The organism is Pseudomonas sp. GCEP-101 (genome assembly GCF_025133575.1).
Lineage (GTDB): Bacteria > Pseudomonadota > Gammaproteobacteria > Pseudomonadales > Pseudomonadaceae > Pseudomonas > Pseudomonas nitroreducens_B.
Map to the genome: position 1 here is coordinate 6,102,793 of NZ_CP104011.1, position 22,387 is coordinate 6,125,179.

Annotated in this window: 17 protein-coding genes and 3 tRNA genes; 2 read left to right on the plus strand and 18 right to left on the minus strand. The window is 66.6% G+C overall.

The genetic code is table 11. The features are described 5' to 3' along the window. Positions 1-214: 214 nt before the first annotated feature. Positions 215-2,248, minus strand: coding sequence for an NADPH-dependent 2,4-dienoyl-CoA reductase (locus N0B71_RS27515; RefSeq protein ID WP_259756260.1), 2,034 nt, complete (start codon positions 2,246-2,248; stop codon positions 215-217). Between the two features lie 216 nt (positions 2,249-2,464). On the opposite strand from N0B71_RS27515, the gene N0B71_RS27520 reads away from it, so the two are divergent. Both N0B71_RS27520 and N0B71_RS27525 read left to right on the plus strand, forming a co-directional pair. Beyond that, the gene (locus tag N0B71_RS27520; protein WP_259756261.1) at positions 2,465-3,583 is read left to right on the plus strand and encodes a carbon-nitrogen hydrolase family protein; all 1,119 of its coding nucleotides are present in this window, start codon (positions 2,465-2,467) and stop codon (positions 3,581-3,583) included. Next, positions 3,580-4,617 (plus strand): AraC family transcriptional regulator, encoded by a 1,038-nt coding sequence (locus tag N0B71_RS27525; RefSeq protein ID WP_259756263.1) that lies wholly within the window; start codon positions 3,580-3,582, stop codon positions 4,615-4,617. The genes N0B71_RS27520 and N0B71_RS27525 overlap by 4 nt, the downstream gene beginning before the upstream one ends. Positions 4,618-4,869: 252 nt before the next feature. On the opposite strand, the gene N0B71_RS27530 is transcribed toward N0B71_RS27525, so the two are convergent. From N0B71_RS27530 to leuB, 17 genes are all read right to left on the minus strand, one after another. Continuing rightward, positions 4,870-4,946 (minus strand) — tRNA-Asp (locus N0B71_RS27530). Positions 4,947-5,043: 97 nt separating this feature from the next. Further along, a tRNA-Asp gene (locus N0B71_RS27535) sits at positions 5,044-5,120 on the minus strand. 15 nt (positions 5,121-5,135) lie between these two features. Continuing rightward, positions 5,136-5,211: transfer RNA gene (locus N0B71_RS27540), tRNA-Val, on the minus strand. A 272-nt stretch (positions 5,212-5,483) separates the two neighbouring features. After that, positions 5,484-6,242 carry an SDR family oxidoreductase gene (locus N0B71_RS27545; RefSeq protein ID WP_259756264.1) on the minus strand — a complete coding sequence of 253 codons (759 nt, stop codon included), beginning with the start codon at positions 6,240-6,242 and terminating at the stop codon, positions 5,484-5,486. A 5-nt stretch (positions 6,243-6,247) separates the two neighbouring features. Next, positions 6,248-7,459, minus strand: a complete 1,212-nt coding sequence (locus N0B71_RS27550) for an O-succinylhomoserine sulfhydrylase (RefSeq protein WP_259756265.1) — start codon at positions 7,457-7,459, stop codon at positions 6,248-6,250. An 11-nt stretch (positions 7,460-7,470) separates the two neighbouring features. After that, a complete protein-coding gene (gene purF, locus N0B71_RS27555) occupies positions 7,471-8,976 on the minus strand; it encodes an amidophosphoribosyltransferase (protein WP_259756267.1) in 1,506 nt (501 codons plus the stop codon). Between the two features lie 105 nt (positions 8,977-9,081). Continuing rightward, a complete protein-coding gene (locus tag N0B71_RS27560; RefSeq protein ID WP_259756268.1) occupies positions 9,082-9,624 on the minus strand; it encodes a CvpA family protein in 543 nt (180 codons plus the stop codon). Positions 9,625-9,728: 104 nt separating this feature from the next. Further along, positions 9,729-10,403 carry an SPOR domain-containing protein gene (locus N0B71_RS27565; protein ID WP_259756270.1) on the minus strand — a complete coding sequence of 225 codons (675 nt, stop codon included), beginning with the start codon at positions 10,401-10,403 and terminating at the stop codon, positions 9,729-9,731. Between the two features lie 47 nt (positions 10,404-10,450). Further along, on the minus strand, positions 10,451-11,731 hold the full coding sequence (gene folC, locus N0B71_RS27570; protein ID WP_259756271.1) for a bifunctional tetrahydrofolate synthase/dihydrofolate synthase: 1,281 nt from the start codon (positions 11,729-11,731) through the stop codon (positions 10,451-10,453). Next, positions 11,728-12,603: an acetyl-CoA carboxylase, carboxyltransferase subunit beta gene (gene accD / locus N0B71_RS27575; RefSeq protein ID WP_017520379.1), complete on the minus strand. Its 876-nt coding sequence runs from the start codon at positions 12,601-12,603 to the stop codon at positions 11,728-11,730. Before accD ends, folC begins: the two co-directional genes overlap by 4 nt. A 266-nt stretch (positions 12,604-12,869) precedes the next feature. Then, positions 12,870-13,493: a phosphoribosylanthranilate isomerase gene (locus tag N0B71_RS27580; protein ID WP_259756275.1), complete on the minus strand. Its 624-nt coding sequence runs from the start codon at positions 13,491-13,493 to the stop codon at positions 12,870-12,872. A 57-nt stretch (positions 13,494-13,550) separates the two neighbouring features. Continuing rightward, positions 13,551-14,408: a tRNA pseudouridine(38-40) synthase TruA gene (truA, locus tag N0B71_RS27585; RefSeq protein WP_259756276.1), complete on the minus strand. Its 858-nt coding sequence runs from the start codon at positions 14,406-14,408 to the stop codon at positions 13,551-13,553. A gap of 19 nt (positions 14,409-14,427) precedes the next feature. Continuing rightward, positions 14,428-17,319, minus strand: coding sequence for a FimV/HubP family polar landmark protein (locus N0B71_RS27590; protein ID WP_259756277.1), 2,892 nt, complete (start codon positions 17,317-17,319; stop codon positions 14,428-14,430). 167 nt (positions 17,320-17,486) lie between these two features. Beyond that, complete coding sequence (locus N0B71_RS27595) at positions 17,487-18,497, minus strand: aspartate-semialdehyde dehydrogenase (RefSeq protein ID WP_259756279.1); 1,011 nt, start codon at positions 18,495-18,497, stop codon at positions 17,487-17,489. 97 nt (positions 18,498-18,594) lie between these two features. Next, entirely contained in the window at positions 18,595-19,785 is a 1,191-nt protein-coding gene (locus N0B71_RS27600; protein WP_259756281.1) for a type IV pilus assembly protein FimV, read from the minus strand. Between the two features lie 261 nt (positions 19,786-20,046). Beyond that, the gene (gene asd, locus N0B71_RS27605; protein WP_236170979.1) at positions 20,047-21,159 is read right to left on the minus strand and encodes an aspartate-semialdehyde dehydrogenase; all 1,113 of its coding nucleotides are present in this window, start codon (positions 21,157-21,159) and stop codon (positions 20,047-20,049) included. A gap of 80 nt (positions 21,160-21,239) precedes the next feature. Beyond that, the gene (gene leuB / locus N0B71_RS27610; RefSeq protein ID WP_259756284.1) at positions 21,240-22,322 is read right to left on the minus strand and encodes a 3-isopropylmalate dehydrogenase; all 1,083 of its coding nucleotides are present in this window, start codon (positions 22,320-22,322) and stop codon (positions 21,240-21,242) included. Between the last annotated feature and the right edge of the window lie 65 nt (positions 22,323-22,387).

Sequence of the window (22,387 nt, forward strand, 5' to 3'; positions counted from 1 at the left end):
AAGTCTAGGGGAATTAATGTCGCAGGCAATGTGACTCGGTTGGCACCCGATCCGGCAGTGGTGCCGGGCGGTTAACTGGCTGGATAATTCTGTGACGCGGTTGGATTTTCGAAAGGATATCCGGGCCCGGAAGGGAACTTTTCCGGGCCCGGATTTGTGATCCAGCCCTCAGCCGACGCAGCGCGAAGCTGGACCGGCCATGGGCCGCCTCACTTTACAGCTCGGCGGCGAGGCGCGAGCCCTGGTTGATGGCGCGCTTGGCGTCCAGCTCGGCCGCCACGTCGGCGCCGCCGATCAGGTGGACGCGCTGGCCGGCCGCCACCAGGCCGTCGTGCAGCTCGCGCAGCGGTTCCTGGCCGGCGCAGACGATCACCGTATCCACCGGCAGCACCTGCGGCTCGCCGCCGGCGATGCTGATGTGCAGGCCATCGTTGTCGACCTTGAGGTACTCGACGCTGTTGAGCATCTGCACCTGCTTGTTCTTCAGGCCGGTGCGGTGGATCCAGCCGGTGGTCTTGCCCAGGCCGTCGCCGACCTTGGACTTCTTGCGCTGCAACAGGAACACCTGGCGTGCCGCGGCGTGCGGGTGCGCCTGGATGCCGGCGATGCCGCCACGGGCCTCCAGCTTCTCGTCGATGCCCCACTCTTGCCAGAAGGCATGGCGATCCAGGCTGGTGGATTCTCCGGCATGGGTGATGTACTCGGACACGTCGAATCCGATGCCGCCGGCGCCGATCACCGCCGCGCGCTGGCCGACCGGCTTGCGTTCGAGGATGGCGTCCAGGTAGCTGATCACCTTGGCGTTGTCGATCCCGGGGATGGCCGGCGTGCGCGGCACGATGCCGGTGGCCAGGATGATCTCGTCGAAGCCGCCCTTGACCAGGTCGTCGACGCTGACGCGGGTGTTCAGACGCAGGTCGACGCCGGTGGTCTCCAGCTTGCGCTTGAAGTAGCGCAGGGTCTCGTAGAACTCTTCCTTGCCCGGTACGCGCTTGGCGACGTTGAACTGCCCGCCGATCTCGCCGGCCGCGTCGAACAGGGTGACGTCATGGCCGCGCTCGGCCGCCACGGTGGCAGCGGACAGGCCGGCGGGGCCGGCGCCGACCACGGCGATCTTCTTCACGTGGGTGGTCGGGATGTAGTTCAGCTCGGTCTCGTGGCAGGCGCGCGGGTTCACCAGGCAGCTGGTCAGCTTGCCGCCGAAGGTGTGGTCCAGGCAGGCCTGGTTGCAGCCGATGCAGGTATTGATCTCGTCGGCGCGGCCTTCGGCGGCCTTGTTGACGAAGTCCGGGTCGGCGAGGAACGGGCGGGCCATCGACACCATGTCGGCGTCGCCTTCGGCCAGTACCTGCTCGGCGACTTCCGGGGTGTTGATGCGGTTGGTGGTGATCAGCGGAATACCGATCTCGCCGCGCAGCTTGGCGGTGACCTTGGTGAAGGCCGCGCGCGGCACCTTGGTGGCGATGGTCGGGATACGCGCCTCGTGCCAGCCGATGCCGGTGTTGATCAGCGTCGCGCCGGCCTTTTCGATGGCCTTGGCCAGCAGGACGATCTCGTCCCAGGTGCTGCCGCCTTCCACCAGGTCGAGCATCGACAGGCGATAGATGATGATGAAGTTCGGGCCCACGGCCTCGCGCACGCGGCGGACGATTTCCACCGGCAGGCGCATGCGGTTCTCGTAGCTGCCACCCCAGCGGTCGGTGCGGTGGTTGGTGTGGGCGACCAGGAACTGGTTGATGAAGTAGCCTTCGGAACCCATGATCTCGACGCCGTCGTAGCCGGCGACCTGGGCCAGGCTGGAGCAGTTGACGAAGTCGGCGATCTGCTTCTCGATGCCCTCTTCATCCAGCTCGCGCGGCTTGAACGGGTTGATCGGCGCCTGGATGGCGCTGGGTGCGACGGACTTGGGGCTGTAGGCATAGCGGCCGGCGTGGAGGATCTGCATGCAGATCTTGCCGCCCGCCTCGTGCACCGCCTGGGTGACGATCTTGTGCTTCTCGGCTTCCTCGGCGGTGCTCAGCTTGGCCGCGCCGGCATACACACCGCCCTCCTCGTTCGGGCCGATGCCGCCGGTGACCATCAGGCCGACGCCACCACGGGCGCGCTCGGCGAAGTACGCCGCCATGCGCTCGAAGCCCTGCGGCTTTTCCTCCAGGCCAGTGTGCATGGAGCCCATCAGGGTGCGGTTGCGCAGGGTGGTGAAGCCCAGGTCCAGCGGTGCGAGCAGGTGCGGGTAAGTGGCGGTCATGATTCCTCCGGCATTCACGATGATGCCGCGCCCTCAGCCTGCGCTCGCGGAACGGCGGGGCATGGGGCGCGGTCGGTATGGGGCAGACTCTAAGGAGCGCACCCTCGCCGCTCAATGATCGAAAATGACAAGTTACTGACCCAAGATGACACCCCAGCTTGGCAACGCCCGGCCCAACCCCTACCCTGTGGTGCATTCCATGAGTACCCGTCCTTTATGCGCAAGCTGATCTTCCTCGTCCTGGTGATCCTCTTCGCCGGCTATGCCGGTTGGGCGGAGCGCCGCCCGGTGGGCCACTACCTGTCCGACCTGCGCAGCCAGGTCGTGCTCAACCAGGGCCAGCCGGCCGAGCGCGGCAACCTGCTGGGCGTGCAGCCGGAGCTGTTCACCCAGGACTACCAGAGCGTCGAGCGCCTGCGCCTGAAGTTCCATGCCTACCTGGCCAAGGCCCGCGACGAGGGGCTGATCAACCCGCGCACCGTGGTGGTATTCCCCGAGCACATCGGCACCTGGCTGGTGGCCGCCGGCGAGAAGCCCGAGGTCTACCAGACCGAACACCTCACCGAGGCCATGGAATGGATGGCCGCCAGCAACCCGCTGAAACTGGCGCGCGGCTGGCTCGGCGCCAAGGGCGAGGACCGCATGGCCGACGCCCTGTTCCGCATGAAGGCGGTGGACATGGCCCACGACTACCAGACGCTGTTCGGCTCCCTGGCGAAGGAGTTCGGCGTGACCATCGTCGCCGGCTCCATCGTGCTGCCCAACCCGCGCATCGTCGAGGGGCAGATCCGCACCGGCAATGGCCGGCTCTACAACGTCACCCAGGTCTTCGGCAGCGACGGCCTGCCGCTGGGCAAGCCGCAGCGCAAGCTGTTCCCCATCGATGCGGAGCAAGGCTTCACCCGCGGCGGCGATGCCGACGATCTGCAAGTGCTGCAGACCCCGGCCGGCCGCCTGGGCGTGCTGGTCTGCGCCGACAGCTGGTACCCGGCGAGCTACAGCGCGCTGGCATCGAACAAGCCCGACATCATTGCGGTGCCCGCCTTCCTCACCGGCAACGGCAGCTGGAGCAAGCCGTGGAAGGGCTACAACGGCGGCGCCACGCCCGGCGACGTCAGCCTCAAGCCCGGCGCGCTCTCCGAAGGCGAAGCCTGGGAGCGCCTGGCCCTGGCTGGCCGGCTCAAGGCAAGCGGCGCCCATGCCGGTATCACCGTATTCCTGCGGGGGCACCTCTGGGACCTGGGCAGCGACGGCCGCAGCCTGGTCGTCGACGGCGACGGCCATGCCCTGGCGCCTGACGGCCCCGGCGCGCGCCTGATCAACCTCTGGCTATGACCCGCGCGACGATGCGCCTTGGCGACCTCTCGGTGGGCTTCGTTCACAGCCTCGCCGACGCGCTGGCGGAAAGCGGCGTCGCCCCGCAGCCGCTGCTGGAACAATACGGCCTGGACGTGGCGCGCCTGGGCGAACCCGGCGCGCGCCTGTCGATCCCCCGCTACATGCGCCTGGGCCACGCGGCCATCCAGCAGAGTGGCGACCCGGCCCTGGGCCTGCGCATGGGGCGCTTGAGCCGGCCGAGCCAGAGCGGTCTGGCCGGCGTCACCGCCGCACAGGCCCCCAACCTGCGCGCCGCCGCCCGAGCGCTGATCCGCTTCGAGCCGCTGTACGCACAGAACTACCGCGGCCAGAGCAGCTTCATCGAGGATGCCGGCGGCGCCTGGCTGCGCTTCTATTCCATCAGCCCGTACAACGCCTATAACCGCTTCGTGGTGGACTCGGTCCTGGCTGGATGGGTCAGCATGCTCGGCAGCATCGGCGCGCAGCCGCTGCGCCCGGAGAAGATCGAGATCGAGTACCCGGCGCCCGCCTGGGCCTCGCGCTTCGAAGAACTGCTCGGATGCCCGGTGGAGTTCGCTGCGCAGCACAACCAACTGCGCCTGGACCAGGCAGCGCTGGCGCGCGCCAACCCGGACCACTGCCCGAGTACCTGGCGGCAATTGCTGGATATCTGCGAAAAGGAACTGGAGCAGCTGACCCGTACGCGCAGCCTGCGCGAGCGCGTCGCCCAATTGCTGGGCCCGATGCTCAACGGCCGCGAACCGGACCTGGAGGAAGTGGCCGCGCGGCTAAAGCTGCCGACCTGGACACTGCGGCGCAAGCTGGCCGAGGAAGGTACGCAGTTCCGCAGCATCCTCAACGATACCCGCCGCGACCTGGCGATGATCTACATCCGCGACACGGACCTGGCCTTCGGCGAGATCGCCTACCTGCTCGGCTTCGCCTCCGCGGAGGCCTTCCAGCGCGCCTTCAAGCGCTGGAGCGGGCAGACTCCCGGGGAATTCCGCCGCGCCCAGCGCCACAGCGCCTGATCACATCTCCGTGGCGTCGTCGGCCGGCTCCGGCAGATCCTGTTCCACGGCATGTTGTTCCAGCAGTTCTTCCTGATAGTCGTCCATTGGCTTTTCTCCTGACCGTTTGATCGGGTTTTAGCAAAGACCATGGGGAAAAAGCTAGACGGCAAAGGTGAACGGGCTGTGACAGCGTCTTACAGCGCAGCAGTAGGATTTTTCGGGCGAGAACGAAAAAGCCCTCAGGTATCGCTACCTGAGGGCTTTCGAATATGGCGCAGCGGACGGGACTCGAACCCGCGACCCCCGGCGTGACAGGCCGGTATTCTAACCGACTGAACTACCGCTGCGTGTCGGTTGGACTTTCGTCCGGTACAGCAACCTCCTGGCGCCTGGAGTGAATCACTCGACAAGCCGGTTCGGGTTAGGAACCAAGGAGGGGGGAAATGGCGCAGCGGACGGGACTCGAACCCGCGACCCCCGGCGTGACAGGCCGGTATTCTAACCGACTGAACTACCGCTGCGCGTAACTGCGAGAGTGGTGGGTGATGACGGGATCGAACCGCCGACCCTCTGCTTGTAAGGCAGATGCTCTCCCGGCTGAGCTAATCACCCTTCGTCTCGAAGTGGGGCGCATTCTACAGCCGGCAGAACCTAAGTCAATGCCCTGATTGAAATTTTTTTCATTTTCTTCAAAAAAGGATCGGCGAACAGGTGCACTGGTAGGGAAGCACTGCGTCAACCTATAGGAGCGCGCCATGCGCGCGATCGCGGGCAAGGCCCGCTCCTACAACTGGGCTCCGGTACTCGAACGGATCTACTGCAGAGACCAACCGGAAAAGAAAAAGGGCGACCCCAGGGCCGCCCTCCTCTTCCACGCCCGACGGTCAGTCGAGGTAGATCATCTTGCGCGTCATGCCGCCATCGATCACCAGCTCCTGGCCCGTGACGAAGCCGGCGCTGTCGCCGATCAGCCAGGCCACCGCCGAGGCGATGTCCTCTACCGTGCCGACGCGGCCGACCAGGTGCTGGTCATGGTCCAGTTCGGTCAGCGGCGCGGCCTCGCGCTCGCGCAGGTCGCGGGCGTCGATCCAGCCGGGGGAAATCGCATTGACGCGAATCTCCGGGCCCAGGCTGCTGGCCAGGGCATGGGTCAAGGACAGCAGCCCACCCTTGCTTGCCGCGTAGGCTTCGGAATTCGGCTCGGACTGGTGCGCGCGGGTGGAGGCGATGTTGACGATGGCACCACTGTGCGCGCGCAGGTACGGCGCGCAGTGCTTGGCCAACAGCATCGGGCCGGTGAGGTTCACCGCCAGGGTGCGGTTCCACTCATTCAGGCCAAGCCCTTCCAACGGCGTATTGTGCGGCCGGGCGATGGCGGCGTTGCTCACCAGCGCATCGAGGCGACCGAACTGGCCGATCAGCTCGGCCACGGCCGCGGCCACCTGCCCTTCGCTGGCCACGTCCAGTGCGATGAAGCTGGCGCGCTCGCCCAGTGCTGCCGCGACTTTCGGGCCACGCTCGCGGTCGATATCCGCCAGCACCACCTGCCAGCCCTCGGCGACCAGCCAGGCGGCGACGCCCAGGCCGATGCCATGCGCTGCACCGGTGACCAGCACCACCCGGCCGTTGCCCAGGGCTTCCATCACACTCACAGCGCAGCCAGGCCTCGCGCCAGGTCAGCCTGGATGTCGTCGACATCTTCCAGGCCCACGGCAACGCGGATCAGGTTGTCACGGATACCCGCGTTCTCCCGCTCGGCCGGCGACAGACGACCATGGGAGGTGGTCGCCGGGTGAGCGATGGTGGTCTTGGTATCACCCAGGTTGGTGGTGATGGAGATCATCCGGGTGGCGTCGATGCAGCGCCAGGCGGCAGCCTTGTCGCCCTTCACCTCGAAGCTCACCACGGCGCCGAAGCCCTTCTGCTGGCACTTGGCAAGCTCGTGCTGCGGGTGACTGGTCAGGCCCGCGTAATACACGCGCTCCACACCGGGCTGTTGCTCCAGCCACTCGGCAACCCGTTGCGCCGAGGCACTGTGGGCCTGCATGCGCACGCGCAGGGTTTCCAGGCCCTTGATGAAGATCCAGGCGTTGAACGGGCTCAGGGTCGGGCCGGCGGTACGCAGGAAACCGACGACCAGCTCCATGTGCACGCGGCGACCGGCAACCACGCCGCCCATGGTACGGCCCTGGCCGTCGATGTACTTGGTCGCCGAGTGGATGACCACGTCCGCGCCCAGTTTCAGCGGCTGTTGCAGCGCCGGGGTGCAGAAGCAGTTGTCCACCGCCAGCAGCGCGCCCTTGGCATGGGCAATCTCGGCCAGCGCGGCGATGTCCACCAGTTCGGCCAGCGGGTTGGACGGCGATTCGACGAAGAACAGCTTGGTGTTCGGCTTGCAGGCCGCTTCCCAGGCTTTCAGGTCGCTCAGCGGCGGGTAGTCCACTTCGATGCCGAAGCGCTTGAAGTACTTCTCGAACAGGCTGATGGTCGAGCCGAACACGCTGCGCGACACCAGCACGTGGTCGCCGGCGCTGCACAGGCTCATCACCAGGGAGAGGATCGCCGACATCCCGGTGGACGTCGCCACTGCCTGCTCGGCGCCTTCCAGCGCGGCGATGCGCTCCTCGAAGGTGCGCACCGTGGGGTTGGTGTAGCGCGAGTAGACGTTGCCCGGCACTTCACCGGCGAAACGTGCGGCCGCATCGGCGGCGCTGCGGAACACGTAGCTGGAGGTGGTGAACAGGCCTTCGCCGTGTTCCGCCTCCGGGGTGCGGCGCTGCCCGGCGCGCACTGCGAGGGTGTCGAAGCCGACACCCTCCAGGTCGCTGTCCAGCCGGCCGGCTTCCCAATCCTGAGCCATGCCTGCTCTCCTTAGTCGTTATAGAGATCGATGATGGCGCTGACCGCGGCACCCTTGGTCTTGGTGGCGTCGTTGCGCGCCTGGTCGATCTTGTTCAGATAGGCTTCGTCGACGTCGCCGGTGACGTACTCACCGTTGAACACGGCGCAGTCGAAGTGGTCGATCTTGATCTTGCCGCCCTCGGTGGATTCGATCAGGTCCTGCAGGTCCTGATACACCAGCCAGTCGGCGCCGATCAGCTCGCCGACTTCCTCGGTGCTGCGGTTGTGCGCGATCAGCTCGTGGGCGCTCGGCATGTCGATGCCGTAGACGTTGGGGTAGCGCACCGCGGGGGCGGCGGAGCAGAAGTAGACGTTCTTCGCGCCGGCCTCGCGGGCCATCTGGATGATCTGCTTGCAGGTGGTGCCGCGGACGATGGAGTCGTCCACCAGCATCACGTTCTTGCCGCGGAATTCCAGCTCGATGGCGTTGAGCTTCTGGCGCACCGATTTCTTGCGCGCGGCCTGGCCGGGCATGATGAAGGTACGGCCGATGTAGCGGTTCTTCACGAAGCCTTCGCGGAACTTCACGCCCAGGCGGTTGGCCAGCTCCAGCGCGGCGGTACGGCTGGTGTCCGGGATCGGGATGACCACGTCGATATCGTGGTCCGGACGTTCGCGCAGGATCTTGTCGGCCAGCTTCTCGCCCATGCGCAGGCGCGCCTTGTAGACCGAGATGCCGTCGATGATGGAGTCCGGGCGGGCGAGGTAGACGTGCTCGAAGATGCACGGCGAGTACTGCGGGTTAGCCGCGCACTGGCGGGTGAACAGCTTGCCTTCTTCGGTGATGTACACCGCTTCGCCCGGCGCCAGGTCGCGGATCAGGGTGAAGCCGAGGACGTCCAGGGCCACGCTTTCCGAGGCGATCATGTATTCCACGCCGTTCTCGGTGTGACGCTGGCCGAAGACGATCGGGCGGATCGCGTGGGGATCGCGGAAGCCGACGATGCCGTAGCCGGTGATCATCGCCACCACGGCGTAACCGCCGACGCAGCGGGCATGCACGCCCGCCACCGCGGCGAACACGTCTTCCTCGGTGGGCTGCAGCTTGTTGCGCACCGCCAGCTCATGGGCGAATACGTTGAGCAGCACCTCCGAGTCGGAGTTGGTGTTCACGTGGCGCAGGTCGGATTCGTAGATCTCCTTGGCCAACTGCTCGACGTTGGTCAGGTTACCGTTGTGCGCCAGGGTGATGCCGTAGGGCGAGTTGACGTAGAACGGCTGCGCTTCGGCCGAGCTGGAGCTGCCCGCGGTGGGGTAGCGCACGTGGCCGATGCCGATCTTGCCGACCAGGCGCTGCATGTGGCGCTGCTGGAAGACATCACGGACCAGGCCGTTGTCCTTGCGCAGGTACAGACGGTCGTCCTGACAGGTGACAATCCCCGCAGCGTCCTGGCCACGATGCTGGAGAACGGTGAGCGCGTCATAGAGCGCCTGATTGACGTTCGACTTGCCCACGATACCGACGATGCCACACATGCGACGCAACCCCTAGTTGGTTTCAGGCTAAAACAATTCCGTAGCTGGCAGTATCCACCGGACCTGCCATAGCGGCGACGGCTACCCGTCGCCTCCGCCCGCCCGTCACTGGGCCGGCAGCATCGACCCCACTCCGGATGGCGGAGTGATGGTCACGCCGGACATCCACTGCCCGGCAAACGTCAGGATGAAATTCTTCGACCAGTCGGCGACCATCAGGAAATGCGGCATCAGCACCGATTGCTGCCACCACGGGTCCTGTTGCACCGGCGCCAGGCTCAGCAGGCCGACCAGCAGTACCACCAGCAGCACGCCACGAGCGCCGCCGAAGACCATGCCGAGCACACGGTCGGTACCGGACATGCCGGTTACCCGCACCAGCTCGCTGATAAGGAAGTTGACCAGCGCACCCAACAGCAGCGTGACGACGAACAACAGGGCGCACGCGGCGATGACACGCCCCGAGGGCAGCTGAATGTAGGGTGCGAGATGCTCGGCCAGGGCGCCGCCGAACATCCAGGCGACCGCGCCGGCTACGATCCAGGTGACCAGCGACAGGGCTTCCTTGACGAAACCACGGCTCAAGCTGATCAGGCTGGAAATGACGATGATGCCGATCATCGTCCAATCGACCCAGGTAAATGCCACGTTGCGGCCCAGAAACGGAAAGGCCCCGCATTTTAGCAGAGGCCTTCGATTTAGAAGAGCCCCAGTTTGTCATGGGGCCGATTGAGAAAAGCTAACGAACGCTCTCAGCCACGCTCAGGCTGGAAACGCACGACGAAACCATTGAGCTTCTGCTGCTTGCCCAGCTGGTCGCGCAGGCGGTCCGCCTCGGCGCGCTCGACCACCGGGCCGACGAACACCCGGTTCATACCGTCGAAGCTGCGCACGTAGGCGTTGTAGCCCTGGCTGCGCAGGGACTTCTGCAGTTCGTCGGCGCGGGCGCGATTGGACAGGCTGGCCAATTGCACCGACCAGCTCACCGGCAGGTTGTTGCTGTCCAGGCGCTGCGCCGGCTGTTGCGCGGCAGCGGCCGGAGTGGCGCTGGCCTGGGCCTGGGCAGGCTGCTGCACCGGAGCGGCTGGCTTGGGAGCGGCCGGTTGCGCGGCCGGCGCCTTCGGCGGGGTCGGCTGCGCCTGCTGGGTCGGCAGGCTGGCAATCGGCGCGGAAGGCGTTTGCGCGGCAGGCGCCTCGGCCGGCGGCACGGCGTTGTCGGCGTCCTCAGCCTGCGGCTCGGGAACTTCGGTCGGTTGCACTTCGACGGTGGGCATGGCCGGCGGTTTAGGCATCACCGGCGCCTCGACCACCACCTGGCGTACATCATCCTCGCGGGAGAACAGCATCGGCAGGAAGATCACCGCCAGTGCCAGCAGCACCAGCGCTCCGACTACCCGCTGCTTGAGCCCCTTATCGAGCAACGCCATGCAACCACTCCCCTCAGGTCCACTTATTGAGCAGCTCATCGAGCCGCTTATTGAGCAGCCTTGGCGAGCCACTCCAGGGCATCCGCCACGCTGTAGAACGAACCAAACACCAGAATCTCGTCGTCGGCGCTCGCTGCATCGCACTGCGCCGCCAGCGCCGCGGCGATATCGCCATGGCAACCGACCTGGGCCCCGCGAGCCTGCAGCGCCGCCGCCAGCTCTGCGGCGGGACGGCTGCGGCCGGTAGGCAGCGGCGCGACGGCCCAATCCTGCACCAAGCCGAGCACGGGTTCCAGTACGCCGTCGAGATCCTTGTCCGCCAGCAGGCCGAACACCGCGTGGCGCACACCCTTGGGCGGCGCCGCGCGCAAGCGGCCGGCGAGATACTGCGCCGCGTGCGGATTATGCCCGACGTCGAGCAGCAAGTGGCGCTCTTCGCCATGCCACTGCACGGTGCGCCGGTCCAGGCGCCCGGTGACGCGGGTGCGCTGCAGCGCGGCGACCAGTTGTGCAGGCTGCCACGGCAGGTCCAGCAAGGCATAGACCTGCAAGGCCAGCGCTGCGTTCTCCATCGGCAGCTCGAGCAGCGGAAGATTGTGCAGGCTCAGCGCTTCGCCCGTGGCGGAGCGACCGCGCCAGTGCCAGTCGCCCTCGCCCATCGCCAAGTCGAAGTCGCGACCGCGCAGGGCCAGCGGCGAACCCAGCGCACGCGCCTGCTCCAGGATCGGTGCCGGCGGCTCCAGGTCACCACAGACGGCCGGCTTGCCCGCGCGGAAGATGCCGGCCTTCTCGAAGGCCACGCTTTCCCGCGTGTCGCCCAGCCAGTCGGCGTGGTCGATGCCGATGCTGGTGACCACGGCAATGTCGGAGTCGATCAAGTTGACCGCATCCAACCGACCGCCCAGGCCGACTTCCAGCACCACGGCGTCCAACCTGGCGCGCTCGAACAGCCAGAAGGCCGCGAGGGTGCCCATCTCGAAATAGGTGAGGGAGATTTCGCCTCTGGCCGCCTCGACGGCGGCGAAGGCTTCGCAGAGCGCAGCGTCGCTGGCTTCGGCGCCATCGATGAGCACGCGCTCGTTGTAACGCAGCAGGTGCGGCGAGCTGTACACGCCGACACGCTGGCCCTGCTCGCCCAGCAGGGCGGCGAGGAAGGCGCAGGTGGAGCCCTTGCCGTTGGTGCCGGTAACGGTCACCACGCGGGGCGCGGGGCGCCCCAGGCCAAGCCGGCCAGCCACTTCACGGGAGCGGTCCAGCCCCATGTCGATTGCCGTGGGGTGGAGTTGTTCGAGATAGCTGAGCCAGTCGGCAAGGGTACGTTGGGTCATCCTGCGAGCGCGGTACTTGGAGTGTGGGTGAACTTGGCGAGCAGCTTGGCCAGACGCTCACGCATTTCGGAACGGTGCACGATCATGTCGATGGCGCCGTGCTCCAGCAGGAATTCGCTGCGCTGGAAGCCTTCGGGCAGCTTCTCGCGCACGGTCTGCTCGATCACCCGCGGGCCGGCGAAGCCGATCAGGGCGCGCGGCTCGCCGACGATCACGTCGCCGAGCATCGCCAGGCTCGCGGACACGCCGCCGTAGACCGGGTCGGTCAGCACGGAGATGAACGGAATGCCTTCTTCGCGCAGGCGAGCCAGTGCGGCGGAGGTCTTGGCCATCTGCATCAGGGAGATCAGCGCTTCCTGCATGCGCGCGCCACCCGAGGCGGAGAAGCAGATCATCGGGCAACGGTTTTCCAGGGCGTAGTTGGCCGCGCGTACGAAGCGCTCGCCGACGATGGAGCCCATGGAGCCGCCCATGAAGGAGAATTCGAAGGCGCTGACCACGACCGGCAGGCCCATCAGCTTGCCGCTCATGGAGATCAGCGCGTCCTTCTCGCCGGTATCCTTCTGCGCGGCGGTCAGGCGGTCCTTGTACTTCTTGCTGTCGCGGAACTTCAGGCGGTCCACCGGCTCCAGCTCGGCGCCCAGCTCCTCGCGGCCTTCTTCATCGAGAAAGATATCGATGCGCGCACGCGCGCCGATGCGCATGTGGTGATCGCACTTGGGGCAGACGTCGAGGGTCTTTTCCAGCTCCGGGCGGTACAGCACCGCTTCGCAGGACGGGCACTTGTGCCACAGGCCTTCCGGTACCGAGCTCTTCTTCGCCTCGGAACGCATGATGGAAGGGATCAGCTTGTCTACCAGCCAGTTGCTCATGCTCTCGTCTCCAGTGCAGGGGCGCGGCGCGATGGGTTGCGCGTGCCTCTGAGCAAATTCATCGTCGCGGTTCCGACCTCAAGGCCGGAACGCCTCGCAAACAAAGGCGCCGCCTGGGGCGTCGCCACGGATACAGCTCTCGATGCGGGCCACCGGCGGGCAGGCCATGACGATAGCCCTGCTGCGATGACGCCCAGCGCTACCCGCGGGTAGCGATTGGGTAGTGGACGGCGGCTGGCCGCTCGTCGTCACATGAAGATTCCGCGTCAGGCCACCGAACGGCATTGCGCGATGAAATCACGGATCTTCTGCGCATCCTTGATGCCCTTGCTCGCCTCCACCCCGCCGCTGACGTCCACGGCGTAGGGCCGCACCTGGGTGATGGCATCCGCCACGTTGGCGGCCGTCAGGCCGCCGGCCAGGATCAACGGGCGCTGCACATCCCTGGGCACCAGGGACCAGTCGAAGGCCAGCCCGGTTCCGCCCGGCACGCCTTCGACGTAGGTGTCGAGGAGGAAGCCGCTGGCCTGCGGATATTTCGCAATCTGCGCCGCCACATCGTCGCCGGGCTTCACCCGCAGCGCCTTCAGGTAGCGCTTGTGCCAGCCGGAGCAGGCCTCGGGCGTCTCGTCGCCATGGAATTGCAGGACATCCAGCGGCACCGCATCGAGGATTTCCCCCAGTTCGCAGCGGCTGGCGTCGACGAACAGGCCGACGGTGCTGACGAAGGGAGGCAGTGCGGCGACGATCGCCCGCGCCTGCTGGATGCTGACCGCGCGCGGGCTCTTGGCGTAGAACACCAGGCCGATGGCGTCGGCCCCCGCCTCGGCGGCGGCCAGGGCATCCTCGACGCGGGTAATACCGCAGATTTTGATGCGAACGGCGGACAAGATGCGGCAACCTTCAGGCAAGTGATCGGCCGATGGTAGCAAATGCCCCTGGCATCGTCAGCCAACGATATCCGGCAAACTTGAAAGGAAATGTGGCCCCAGGTAGCGCTCGGGCAACACGAACTCTTCGGGATATTCCACGCGCACCAGGTACAGGCCATAGGGATGCGCGGTCACGCCGCCGGCACGCCGGTCGCGCGCTGCCAACACCTCTGCCGCCCACTCCACCGGCCGCTCGCCGGCGCCGATGGTCATCAGCACGCCGGCAAAATTGCGCACCATGTGGTGCAGGAACGCGTTGGCGCGGATATCCAGCACGATGAAGCGACCGTGCTCGATCACTTCCAGGTGGTGCACCGTCTTCACCGGCGACTTGGCCTGGCACTGCACGGCGCGGAACGATGTGAAGTCGTGGGTGCCGACCAGCGCCCTCGCCGCCTCGCGCATGCGCGAGACGTCCAGCGGCCGGTGGTTCCAGGTGACCTCCTCGGCCTGGTGCGCCGGGCGGATCGGATCGTTGTAGATCACGTAGCGGTAGCGCCGCGCCATGGCGCTGAAGCGGGCATGGAAGTGCGCCGGCATCACCTTGGCCCAGGTCACGCTGATATCGCCCGGCAGATTGGCATTGCTGCCCATGATCCAGGCCTTGAGCGGGCGCGCGACCGCGGTATCGAAATGCACGACCTGGCCGCTGGCATGCACGGCCGCATCGGTACGCCCGGCGCACATCAGCGAGACCGGCTCGTCCGCCACTTTCGACAGGGCTTTTTCCAGCGCCGCCTGCACGGACGGCACGCCGTCTTCCTGGCGTTGCCAGCCGCGATAACGCGCACCTTTGTATTCGACGCCCAGGGCAATCCTGGAAACGCCAACGGCGGCCGATTCGGCCGCCGCTGAGGGTACTGCTTCAATCATCTATCTGGAGCCTTCCGGCTCAGGCGATACGCCCGAGCAGTTCGCGCGCTTCCTGCTGCTGGTTGTCGTTACCCTCGGTGAGTACTTCGTCGAGGATGTCGCGGGCGCCTTCGGTGTCGCCCATATCGATGTAGGCACGCGCCAGGTCGAGTTTGGTGGCCGCTTCGTCGGCGCCGGAGAGGAAATCGAACTCGTCCTCGTCGTCGGCGTCGGCGCCCGGCAGGTCCAGATCGCCCGCGGCGAAGCTGTCGTCTGCCAGCGGCTGGACGGCCGGCGCCTGGGGCTCGTCATCCTGAGCGGAGAGGCGATCCAGTTCGGCGCTCACTTCGTCCAGCTGAGCGGCGAAGCTGTCGTCGACCTTGGCCGGAGCCGGCTCATCGTCGGCCAGGGACAGATCGAAGTCATCCGGCAGGTCATCGGCCTGGGGCGCCTTGCTGTCGATATCCAGGCTGAACTCCTCGGGGCTCACGCCGGACAGCGACGCGGTATCGTCGTCCAGGCCCAGCAGGAAGTCGTCTTCCGCCGAAGCCAGGGTGGCAGCACCGTCCTTTTCCAGGTCCTTGTCCAGGTCCAGGGAGAAATCGCCCAGGTCGTCAGCCAGCGACGGGGTCTCGACCTTCGCGGCCGGCTGCTCCGGCAGGTCCAGATCGAAGGCGAAGTCGTCCTCCAGCTGGGCGCTCGGCGCTTGCGCCGGCGAAGCCTCCAGGCTCAGGTCGTCATCGAGATCGAAGTTGCCGAAGGATAGCTCGTCGCTCGGCGGGGCGGCCGGGGCGGCCGGGGCGGCAGGCTTGTCGTCGCCCAGGTCGAGGTCATCCAGCGCCAGGTCGAAGGCATCGTCCAGGTCGCCATGGGGATGCGCAGCGGGCTGCGAGGTCGCGGCGGGAGTCTCGACCTCGAAGTCGTCCAGGCTGAAGCCGTCGAGATCGTCCTTCTCGGCCAGCGCGGCAGCGGCCAGGCCACCCCCGACGGCCGCCAGGGCGACCATGCCCGGATAGCGGGATTTGAGTTGCTCGACCTGCGGCTCAGCGCCGCCGATCTCGCGCAGTTCGTTTTCCTGGCGGGCGAAGCCTTCGCGGTCACCGATCTCGGCGTAGACCTCCATCAGCTTCAGGCGCAGGTCGGTGCGCTGCGGCTCGTCGTAGATGGCGCCCTGCAGCAACTCGGCGGCCTGGTTGAAGCGGCCGTATGCGATGTAGATGTCCGCCTCGCCCAGCGCATCGCTGGTCTGCGCGGCGACGCGCTCGGGTGCAGCCTGGACGGGAGCGGCGACTTCGGCGGCCTGCGGCACGTCGAGGGTGTCCAGTTCGCTGCCGGCGAGCGTCAGGTCGTCGTCCAGGTGCGGCTCGTCGTCGCCCGCGTAGGCAGCAAGGCTTTCCTGCTCCTTCGCGGCACGGCGGCGGGAAATGATCATCAGCAGGACCAGCAGCGCGAGCAGCGCACTGCCGGCGATGGCGCCCAGCCAGAGCGGGTTGGCGAGAATCTCGTCGATGAAGCTGGTTTCGGCCTGGGCAGCCGGCGCAGCGACCGGTGCAGGAGCGGGCGCGGGCTTCTGCGCCTCAGGCGCAGGGGTCGGCGCGGCGGGTGCCGGAGCAGGCGCGGGTGCCGGTTGCGGTTGAGCTTCCGCGGCGGGAGCCGGCGGCGTACCGGCATCGCCAGCCGGCGCCGGAGCGGCGGGTTGTTCTGCGGCTGCCGGAACCGGCGCAGTGCCCGGCTGGGCAGCAGCGTCGCCGCCCGGCTGCGGTGTAGGCACGGCGGCGGCGCCATTGGCTGCGGCAGCCTTGTCGTTGCCCAGCTCGCTTTGCAGTTTCGCCAGTTGGGCGTCCTTCAGCGCAATGAGTTTCTGCAGCTTGTCCATCTGGCTCTGCAGGTCGCTCATGCGGCTGGTCAGCTCCTCGTTCTCACGACGGGTGCTGTCGAGGCTTTCCTTGGTCACGGCCAGCTTGTCGGCGACGGCCTGGCCGTCCTTGCTGCCCTTGTCGCCACCCTTGGCCTTGCCGTTCTCGCCGGAGAGCAGGCGCAGGCTGTCCTTGGTGTCGGCCTGGGCCGGTGCATTGCCGGCATTGGCGCGCGGCGTGGCGTCCAGCTGACGGGCGCCGCCGGTGGGCAGGCTGCGGCCTTCGCGCCAGGCGGTGTACTGCTGGTTGACCTCGGCGACGGCGGCCGGCTGGGTGCGTGCCTTGATCTGCTCGGCATCGGGCAGGCGCAGCACCTGGCCGCTCTTCAGGCGGTTGATGTTGCCGCCGAGGAAGGCGTCAGGGTTGAGGTCCTGGATGGCCAGCATGGTCTGCTGCACGGAAACGCTGCCGTCCGGGCGCGCACGAGCGGCGATTTCCCAGAGGGTGTCATTCTTGCCGGTACGGTATTCGTTGCCTTCCAGGCGGCGCGACGGCGCAGCCGGAGCGGCGCTGGGCGCAGGCGTAGCACGCGGCGCGGCGGGGGCGGACGGGCGCACCACCGGTGCGGGGGCGGCCATCGGCGCGCGCGGCACGGCGGCGGCGGTCTGCGGGGAATACAGCGGCGGGTCGAGCAGCACGGTGTACTCGCGCAGCAAGCGACCGTTGGGCCAGACGACTTCCACGAGGAAGTTCAGGTACGGCTCCTGCACCGGACGGTCGGAGGTCACGCGGATGACGCTCTTGCCGTTGGGCTTGACGATGGGCGTGAACTTCAAGCCGGTCAGGAAGTACTGGCGGTCGACGCCGGCCTTGTTGAAGTCTTCCGGCGAAGCCAGCTTGGGGATCACCTCGGCGGCGGACAGATCGCGAACTTCGACCAGGTCGATCTCGGCATCCAGCGGCTGGTTCAGCGCCGAACGCAGGTGGATATCCCCCAACCCCAGCGCATGCGCCATGCCCGAGGTCAGTGCCGAAGCAGCTGCGATTGCCTGCACCAGTTTGCGAAGCCGGACCATATAGTAATCCCTTGTTTTAATAGCTTTTTTCTGGATTAGAACGACGTCTATCGGGCGCCGCTGCCCACTACACCCTCCGTTTTCACGGCGGTGCTCTCCCCTGTCAGCGGCGTTCCGGCCAGTATTGCCAAGCTAGAATACTTCTTCAAATATTCGGTAAGTATCTTTTACAGATAGTGTTTTATCAACAATTCGCCCAAGTTCACAGCATTTAGGGCTGCGCCTTTTCTCACATTATCTGACGCAATCCACAAATTCAGTTCGCACGAATCTGTCAGACCGGTCCGTAGGCGACCGACATACACACTATCCTGTCCCTGCGCGTCGCCGATGACGGTCGGGTAATCATCTTCCACCAGCTCGATACCGTCGGCAGCGTCCAGCGCGGCGCTGACGGCAGAGAGGGAAACCGGCGCCGCCGCCTTGATAGATACCATCAGTGTGTCGCCAAAGAATACCGGCGCCAGACTACAGGTCACACTCAGGCCCTCCCGCAGCTCCGGGAACAGCACGGCGAGCTCGGCCGCCGTGCGCCGCTCGACGACGGAATAGCCCAGCTCATCGACGCCGCCCAGTTGCGCCAGCATGTTGAAGGCGAACTGGCGATCCACCAGGCGCGGCTCCAGCGGGCGGGCGTTGAGCAGTTCGGCGGTCTGCCGCGCCAGCTCCTGCACGCCCTCGCGCCCCAGGGCGGAGGCAGACAGGCATGCAGCGACGTTGACCTGGCGCAGCTCCAGCACGCTGCGCAGTGCGGCCAGCACTTCGGCGACCTCGGCAGCGGGCGCGGCCGGCGCGGCAATCCGCGCGGGCAGTGACAGGGTTTCCAGGGCCTCGCCATTCACACAGGCCTGGGCCAGCAGCGCCGCATCCTGGTTCAGCGAGGCACCACTGAGGTCGATCACGCTGCAGCCAGCCTGCTGGGCCCGGGCAGCGCACTCGACAGCCGCGTCGGCGGCCACGGACAGGAAGGCCAGGCGCACCTTGGCGAAATCGAATTCATCGAGCTTGCCGACCCGGATGTTGCGCCCACGGAAGGCGATCGACTTGCCGGCGGATTCGCCGCTGGCCAGCAGATACAGGTTGGCGACGGGGAAGTCGCGCTCTTCCAGCAGTTCGACCAAAGCCTCGCCAACGAGCCCAGTGGCGCCTACTACGGCGATGTCGAGTGTTTCAGGCATCCGGAAATCTCACAAATCGGTGGGAAAAGTAGCGCAGCACTTTACTGCCCCCACCGGCGGCGAAGCAATCGAGGGCCCCGCCACCTATCGCCGCAGCTCAGGGGCGCGGCGCGGCGCCTTCGGCCTGGGCGGTCAGCGGGTTGGCCGCCTGTGCGACGTCGCCGGCTGCGGCCTGCGGCGTGCCCGCGGGCGCAACGCCCTGGGTCTTGGCGCGATCCTGCTCGGCCAGCCGCGCGATCAGGCCGGCGATCTGCGAATCCTTCAGTTCGATCAGCCTGTTCAGCTTCTGGGTCTGGCTTTCCAGGTCGGCAATCCGGCTGCGCAGTTCCTCACCTTCGCGACGGGCACTGTCCAGCCCCTCCTGGGCCACGGCCAGCTGTTCGGCCTCGACCTTGCCATGGTCCTTGCCTGGCTGACCGGAGAGCAGACGCAGGTTGTCACGCGCCGGGGCGTCGGCCGGCGCGCTGCCCGCCTCCGCCTTGTGCGTGGCATCGAGCTGGCGCCCCTGCTGGGCCACCTGCGGAGCGCGCTTGGCCTTCCACTCGGCATTCTGGCTTTGCACCTGGGCTACCGCCTGGGCGTGGCTCTGCTCGCGAACCTGCTGCTCGCTGGGCAGGCGCAGCACCTGGCCGACCTTGATGCGGTTGATGTTGCCGTCGACGAAGGCATCGGGGTTCATGCGCTGGATCGCCGCCATGGTCTGCATGACCGAGACGCTGGCAGAGGGGCGATTGCGCGAGGCGATATCCCACAACGCGTCGTTGCGCTGGATGCGATAGCTGTCCGCGGGCGGCGCGCTGGCCACCGGCGGCGCCACGGGCGGCGCAAGCGGCGCACGCGCAGCGGTCACCGGCGCAATGGCAGGCGGCGTAACCGGGCTGGCGAGGTAGGTCGGCGGATCGAGCAGCACCGTGAATTCGCGCACCAGGCGCCCCTGCGGCCAGACCACCTGCAGGACAAAGTTGACGTAGGGTTCGCGGATCGGCTTCGACGAACGGACGTGGATGACACCACGGCCGTTCTTGCCCAGGTCGGGGGTGAAGGTCAGCCCGCTGGTGACCACGCTGCGATCCACCCCCAGGCGCTCGAAGTCTTCCGCCGAGGCGAGGCTGACCACGACGTCGTCGGCGCTCAGGTCCGCCGCGCCACGCAGGTCGATATTGGCCGAGAGGTTCTGCCCCAGCGCAGCCCGCGAGGAGATGTCGCCCAGCTCCAGCGCGCCCGCCATGCCCGGCACGAACGCCGCGGCCACTGCCGTCGCCAACCACAATCTGTGTAACCGAGCCATGCTCTCCCCCGCTGCGTGCTTGCCATCGGCCGGCGCGAAAAGGCGCACCGAAACCTGTCCCCATGGACGGGCTGCGAGGATAGCGGCTGGTTCCCGGTGGCTTTTCCGGCTGCGTCACAGAAACCGGCGTCAAGGAGCCGACAGCCGCACGGGCTGGCGGTTTTGTGCGGCGGTTCACCTACACATAGGGAACTTATCGTGCTCCGAAAAGCACAACGCCGGCTCGAGGCCGGCGTTGTGGTGAACACGGAAAGGGGCGGATCAACGCTCCAGCAGGATACGCAGCATGCGGCGCAGCGGCTCGGCGGCGCCCCACAGCAGCTGGTCGCCCACGGTGAAGGCACCGATGTACTGCGAGCCCATGTTGAGCTTGCGCAGACGGCCGACCGGAACGCTCAGGGTGCCGGTAACGGCGGCCGGCGTCAGTTCGCGCATGCTGATTTCGCGCTGGTTCGGGATCAGCTTGACCCAAGGGTTGTGCTGGCTGATCAGGCCTTCGATGTCAGCCATCGGCACATCCTTGTTCAGCTTGATGGTCAGCGCCTGGCTGTGGCAGCGCATGGCGCCGATGCGCACGCAGATGCCGTCCACCGGGATCGGGTTCTTGAAGCGGCCAAGGATCTTGTTGGTTTCCGCCTGGCCTTTCCACTCTTCGCGGCTCTGGCCGTTGGGCAGTTCCTTGTCGATCCACGGGATCAGGCTGCCGGCCAGCGGCGCACCGAAGTTCTCGGTGGGCATGGCATCGCTGCGAATGGCTTCGGCGACCTTGCGGTCGATGTCGAGGATGGCGCTGGACGGGTTGGCCAGGTCATCGGCGACGGACGCGTTGATGGCGCCCATCTGCTTGATCAGCTCGCGCATGTTCTGCGCGCCGGCGCCCGAGGCCGCCTGGTAGGTCATGGCGCTCATCCACTCGACCAGGCCGGCTTCGAACAGGCCGCCCAGGGCCATCAGCATCAGGCTGACGGTGCAGTTGCCGCCGATGTAGTTCTTGGTGCCGGCGTCCAGCGAGTTGTCGATGACCTTGCGGTTCACCGGGTCGAGGACGATGACCGCGTCATCCTGCATGCGCAGGCTGGAGGCGGCGTCGATCCAGTAGCCCTGCCAGCCGGCTTCGCGCAGCTTGGGGAAGACTTCGCTGGTGTAGTCGCCGCCCTGGCAGGTCAGGATGACGTCGAGGGTTTTCAGTTCCTCGATGCTGTAGGCGTCCTTGAGGGGGGCAATGTCCTTGCCAATGGACGGACCTTCGCCACCCACGTTGGAGGTGGTGAAGAACACCGGCTCGATCAGGTCGAAGTCCCGCTCTTCCAGCATCCGCTGCATGAGCACCGAACCCACCATGCCACGCCAACCGATCAGACCTACACGCTTCATCGCTACTACACCTTCAAATATTTAGAGGGCCGTCGCTCCCGCCTGTGTGAACCTGGCCGGGAGCGAGCGAACCGGAGAGATTACAGATTCCGCAGCGCCGCGACTACCGCATCGCCCATTTCGCGGGTACCGACCTTGGTGCAGCCTTCGGACCAGATGTCGCCGGTGCGCAGGCCCTGGTCGAGCACCAGGCTGACCGCCTTCTCGATGGCATCGGCGGCAGCGCCTTCGTTGAAGGTGTAACGCAGCATCATCGAGACCGAGAGGATGGTCGCCAGCGGGTTGGCGATGCCCTTGCCGGCGATGTCCGGGGCGGAACCGTGGCACGGCTCGTACATGCCCTTGTTGTTCGAATCCAGCGAGGCAGAAGGCAGCATGCCGATGGAGCCGGTGAGCATGGAAGCTTCATCCGACAGGATGTCGCCGAACATGTTGTCGGTGACCATCACGTCGAACTGCTTGGGCGCACGCACCAGCTGCATGGCGGCGTTGTCGACGTACATGTGCGACAGCTCGATGTCCGGGTAGTCCTTGGCGACTTCCTCGACCACTTCGCGCCACAGCTGGCTGGAGGCCAGGACGTTGGCCTTGTCCACCGAGCACAGCTTCTTGTTGCGCACGCGGGCCATGTCGAAGCCGACACGGGCGATGCGGCGGATTTCGCTCTCGCTGTACGGCAGGGTGTCATACGCCTGGCGCTCGCCGTTCTCCAGCACGCGCTGCTCGCGTGGTTGGCCGAAGTAGATGCCGCCGGTCAGCTCGCGGACGATGAGGATGTCCAGGCCGGCGACCACTTCGGGCTTCAGGCTGGAGGCATCGGCCAGTTGCGGATAGAGGATGGCAGGACGCAGGTTGCCGAACAGGCCCAGTTGCGAGCGGATCTTCAGCAGGCCGCGCTCGGGACGGATGTCACGTTCGATCTTGTCCCACTTCGGGCCGCCCACGGCGCCCAGCAGCACGGCGTCGGCGTTGCGCGCGCGCTCCAGGGTCTCGTCGGCCAGCGGTACGCCGTGCTTGTCGATGGCGGCGCCGCCGATCACGTCTTCGGTCAGTTCGAAGCCCAGGGCGAACTTGTCGTTGGCCAGCTCCAGCACCTTGACCGCTTCGGCCATGATCTCCGGGCCGATACCGTCGCCGGGAAGAACCAGAATCTGTTTGCTCATCGCTTGTTTCCTTCGGAAAAGAGTAAAAGCCGCAGGCTCGTGACCGGAGCCTGCGGCTTGAAGCT

What these genes read in the sequence shown, in the direction of transcription:
- N0B71_RS27565 (WP_259756270.1), bottom strand. Translation starts at nt 10,403, where the DNA reads ATGGCGTTGCTCGATAAGGGGCTCAAGCAGCGGGTAGTCGGAGCGCTG.
- asd (WP_236170979.1), bottom strand. Translation starts at nt 21,159, where the DNA reads ATGAAGCGTGTAGGTCTGATCGGTTGGCGTGGCATGGTGGGTTCGGTG.
- N0B71_RS27550 (WP_259756265.1), bottom strand. Translation starts at nt 7,459, where the DNA reads ATGGCTCAGGATTGGGAAGCCGGCCGGCTGGACAGCGACCTGGAGGGT.
- accD (WP_017520379.1), bottom strand. Translation starts at nt 12,603, where the DNA reads ATGAGCAACTGGCTGGTAGACAAGCTGATCCCTTCCATCATGCGTTCC.
- N0B71_RS27520 (WP_259756261.1), top strand. Translation starts at nt 2,465, where the DNA reads ATGCGCAAGCTGATCTTCCTCGTCCTGGTGATCCTCTTCGCCGGCTAT.
- N0B71_RS27545 (WP_259756264.1), bottom strand. Translation starts at nt 6,242, where the DNA reads ATGGAAGCCCTGGGCAACGGCCGGGTGGTGCTGGTCACCGGTGCAGCG.
- truA (WP_259756276.1), bottom strand. Translation starts at nt 14,408, where the DNA reads ATGATTGAAGCAGTACCCTCAGCGGCGGCCGAATCGGCCGCCGTTGGC.
- N0B71_RS27525 (WP_259756263.1), top strand. Translation starts at nt 3,580, where the DNA reads ATGACCCGCGCGACGATGCGCCTTGGCGACCTCTCGGTGGGCTTCGTT.
- purF (WP_259756267.1), bottom strand. Translation starts at nt 8,976, where the DNA reads ATGTGTGGCATCGTCGGTATCGTGGGCAAGTCGAACGTCAATCAGGCG.
- N0B71_RS27595 (WP_259756279.1), bottom strand. Translation starts at nt 18,497, where the DNA reads ATGCCTGAAACACTCGACATCGCCGTAGTAGGCGCCACTGGGCTCGTT.
- N0B71_RS27590 (WP_259756277.1), bottom strand. Translation starts at nt 17,319, where the DNA reads ATGGTCCGGCTTCGCAAACTGGTGCAGGCAATCGCAGCTGCTTCGGCA.
- N0B71_RS27515 (WP_259756260.1), bottom strand. Translation starts at nt 2,248, where the DNA reads ATGACCGCCACTTACCCGCACCTGCTCGCACCGCTGGACCTGGGCTTC.
- N0B71_RS27600 (WP_259756281.1), bottom strand. Translation starts at nt 19,785, where the DNA reads ATGGCTCGGTTACACAGATTGTGGTTGGCGACGGCAGTGGCCGCGGCG.
- leuB (WP_259756284.1), bottom strand. Translation starts at nt 22,322, where the DNA reads ATGAGCAAACAGATTCTGGTTCTTCCCGGCGACGGTATCGGCCCGGAG.
- folC (WP_259756271.1), bottom strand. Translation starts at nt 11,731, where the DNA reads ATGACCCAACGTACCCTTGCCGACTGGCTCAGCTATCTCGAACAACTC.